Here is a 3,590-nt window from a genome sequence, read left to right as displayed (position 1 = left end):
AAAGCGAGAATCAGCTTGTATTTTGCAACGGGTGATCCCAAACGAGAAGAACTTTTGGATAGTTTTGGAAAACATAAAGCCGGAAAAGCTTGTGTATACATAAATAAAGTAGCAGATATTGATGTGGATATACTAAAAAAGTTAATTAAGCAGTCGGTGGAATTTTTACAAAAATTATACCCCGACACATCGAATAACTAAAAAATTTATTAATAAAGTCAATTCTTCAATAAGGGGCATTGGCTTTTTATTTTTACCAAAGTGGGCTAAAACATAACTAAAACGAGCAACTCTAAAAGACGAACAACACATTAGTCTAGCGTATGACATATATGTAGTTTTCTGGTCGCCTACAGGACTTTTACCTTTTCTAAATACATGCTCATTAAAGTTTGAATACTGCCAATGAAATAGATCGCAAGTGACATATTCTTTACCAATAATGACAGTAAATGTAGCAGTTAATGAGAGACTATTTACCATTTCACACTTTATATTATGGATAATTATACTAATTAAAACTTCGTAGTTTTGGTGCTGAGAATGTTATACTTATTGTAAACTCTTCAACAAACGGGGCATATTATCGAATACGAAAAATAAAAAAACACAGGGAGGTTATTGGATGTCCGATATTAAGACGGAGGGACTTACTTTCGTTCCCTTTATGCAAGAGGAAAAAACGAAACTTATTGACTGGTTGACATCTGACAGATGGGATTTCTACGTAGACCCTACCCCTACTAGAGACAAAATCTCTTCTGCCATTGATGAGGGGGATTATCATAGCGACGAATGTCGTACCTTTTGGATACGTGACTCACTAACGGACAAAAACGTTGGACTGATTAGAATTTATGACTTGTTGGATGAGTCAGCTATGTTTGATTTACGGGTAAAGACGGAAAGCAGAGGTAACGGAATTGGTAAACAAGCAGTTCGATGGCTTACTGCCCATGTATTTAATACATATCCAAAAATCATTCGTATTGAAGGGCAAACTAGGGAAGATAACATAGCGATGAGGAAGGTTTTTCGTTCATGTGGTTATCTGAAGGAAGCCCACTATAGAGCATGTTGGCAAAATGAATCAAACGAATACTTGGATTCCATTGGTTATGGCATATTAAAAAGTGATTTTGAGAATGGGATCGTTACCCCGGTTCAATGGGACGATGAAGCATCGTTTAGTTAGAAATAAGGATACTCCGCGAACGGCGCATTTGCGGCATAATAGTATTCAAGAATTGAGCCATTTCGTTGAATAAACGCAATTATCTAGGGGGAATTATGAGGATGACTCAAATTCATGAGCGTTTAAAAATTAACATTACACCAATGGAATCAAAAACCGATGAAGCCATTACTTTTCAAATCTATACCAATGAACCGTCACATCAAATCGTTATTAAAGCTTCTACAAAAGACGACCGCCAAGAGACATTTATTTCCGAAGCAACATATATATCTGACAATAACGGTCTGATAGATTTAAATTTACACTCGCCGGTAGAAGGTGACTACAAAGGGATTGATGTACTAGGATTGTTCTGGTCGATGAGGTCTAAGAAAAATCGTATGTTTATCAAACACAGTCCGGATCCGTTAGTGATTAATATAAAGATTTATGATAATGATGAATTATTAGCTTCAGAACAAGTGACACGAACTTTTTATCAAAAAAACATTGTTAAGAAAGTATTAAATGATGATGCAATGATTGGAACATTATCTATCTCGAAAATGGCCATTCATTACCTGCTGTTGTTATTTTGGGTGGATCAGATGCGGGAGTACACGAATCCTCTGCTGCGATGCTTGCGAGTGAAGGATACGCTGTGTTAGCCCTAGCCTATTTCGGACGAAAAGGTTTACCGAAAGGAATTGTAAATATACCGCTAGAGTATGTTGACCATGCATTTCAATATTTGAAGAACTTATCACAAGTAGATCAAGAACGCAGCGGCATTATCGGCTTTTCACGCGGATCCGAACTCGCATTATTATATGCAAGCCACTTTCCTAACATCAATTCAGTCATCGCTGTTGCTCCGAGTGCCGTTGTTTTTCCTGGGCTTGTTAACATGCAGCCGGTGGACAAACCAGCGTGGACATATAAAAATGTCCCCTTTCCTTATTTTCAAGTACAACGCACAAAACAAGATACACTCTCCTTTTTTAAACATTGGATTCTTGGAAAACCTTATTCAGGCTTGGATGTGTTAAACCGTACTATACAAGATGAACAACAATTGAAGGAAACCGCAATTATAATTGAAAATATTAAGGCACCAATGATGTTTTTTGCCGGAGAGGATGACCATATCCAACCTGCTGTGTTTTTCACAAAACAAATGGAAAGACGTTTACAAAATCACGAGTATAAAAATCAGAATAAGTTCATCTATTATGAGAATACTGGACATTTTGCTCCATTCCCTAGCCATCTTCCCAACCTTCCCCAGATCACAGGGAACACGCAATTTCATATGGGAATCATTTTTGGGGGAACAAAAAAAGATAATGCGATAGCCGCAAACGATTCGTGGAAACAAACAGTTCAATTTTTAAATGAGACATTAAAAAATTGAATTGTTTGATTAATTTAAATAGGAAGCACCTTCTTTGCAATAAGCAGGAAGCTAATTCAGTCGTCTTGATACTAATACCATGAGTCTTAAACAAACGGGCCATTTAGGAAGGAAGGAGGTGGGCCTAGTGTATGAACATAAATTTGTGAAGATTGATTTATCCTCTTTTAAACGCACCCCAAAAGAGAATTATCACTCAATTGTTTATAAACACGAAAAAGAAGGGTGGGAGTTAGTTCAAATTTTTGCACCAGGAACACAGCAATATGGATTGCCCTCTTTCTACGAGTTAATATTTAAGCGTAAGAAATTGTAAAGAAAGATGTTTGAATAAATAATATTCCGTTAATGGACGCAGTTGTGGAAGAAGCGTTGCGCTTGAATCGGATCATTTAACGGAATAAAAGAATAAGTTTCAATTACAACATAATTTAGAAAAACTGGGGTAGAAAGTAAATTATAAGAAATGGGATGTTAAAAATGAATTTGTTACTTTGGATAACGGTTGGTTTTATCGTAGTAGGATTTTTTGTCCTTATGTCAATGAAAAAAAGCATGGAGGAAAGAGTTGCTTTAGTAATAGAAAACAAGGACGGTATGGAAGGCAAACAGACATCAACTAAACCCGTTGTTTGGTGGATAGTAGGAGCCACGGTGTGGGGATTAGTAAGTATGTTATTAATTGTGTGGTCTTTTTCTGTTTATGTGTAAATGATGGATGCAATGGAGATAGGCGAGGATAAATAATTCATTTTTATGGATCCATATTTAAGCAATCGGACGCATTTACTGAAGATTAAAAGTCTAATTCCTCGTTAAAAAGTAGTCGAATTAGACTTCTAGATTCCTCATTATAGTTAGTCTATCCTATCGGTCGAACGGTGATAAGTTAGTTACAGTGTTTAATTTTTTATAAAAATTAAACTAAAATTATTTGTTATTTTGAAAAAATTCATCTCGAAGGATCGAATATAGCTTTACATCCCAATGTTTATTTTT

The 3,590-nt window shown here is 35.8% G+C and carries 6 protein-coding genes; all 6 read left to right on the top strand.

Annotated elements, in window-relative coordinates; all coding sequences use genetic code 11:
* The coding region (locus ACPYKA_RS19800) for a DUF1801 domain-containing protein (RefSeq protein ID WP_479543917.1) at positions 1 to 201 on the top strand (201 nt) is incomplete at its 5' end.
* A 424-nt stretch (positions 202 to 625) separates the two neighbouring features.
* Positions 626 to 1,195 carry a GNAT family N-acetyltransferase gene (locus tag ACPYKA_RS19795; RefSeq protein ID WP_479543916.1) on the top strand — a complete coding sequence of 190 codons (570 nt, stop codon included), beginning with the start codon at positions 626 to 628 and terminating at the stop codon, positions 1,193 to 1,195.
* Positions 1,196 to 1,296: 101 nt separating this feature from the next.
* Positions 1,297 to 1,845, top strand: coding sequence for an acyl-CoA thioesterase/BAAT N-terminal domain-containing protein (locus ACPYKA_RS19790; RefSeq protein WP_479543915.1), 549 nt, complete (start codon positions 1,297 to 1,299; stop codon positions 1,843 to 1,845).
* Positions 1,773 to 2,591, top strand: a complete 819-nt coding sequence (locus ACPYKA_RS19785) for an acyl-CoA thioester hydrolase/BAAT C-terminal domain-containing protein (protein ID WP_479543914.1) — start codon at positions 1,773 to 1,775, stop codon at positions 2,589 to 2,591. Before ACPYKA_RS19790 ends, ACPYKA_RS19785 begins: the two co-directional genes overlap by 73 nt.
* Before the next feature lie 127 nt (positions 2,592 to 2,718).
* Complete coding sequence (locus tag ACPYKA_RS19780; protein ID WP_479543913.1) at positions 2,719 to 2,907, top strand: DUF4177 domain-containing protein; 189 nt, start codon at positions 2,719 to 2,721, stop codon at positions 2,905 to 2,907.
* Positions 2,908 to 3,071: 164 nt separating this feature from the next.
* Entirely contained in the window at positions 3,072 to 3,302 is a 231-nt protein-coding gene (locus tag ACPYKA_RS19775; RefSeq protein ID WP_479543912.1) for a hypothetical protein, read from the top strand.
* The last annotated feature ends 288 nt before the right edge of the window (positions 3,303 to 3,590 follow it).

The organism is Pseudogracilibacillus amylolyticus (SeqCode), from assembly GCF_051918545.1.
Taxonomy (GTDB): Bacteria; Bacillota; Bacilli; order Bacillales; family Amphibacillaceae; genus Pseudogracilibacillus.
This window is presented reverse-complemented; position numbering and strand designations above follow the sequence as displayed.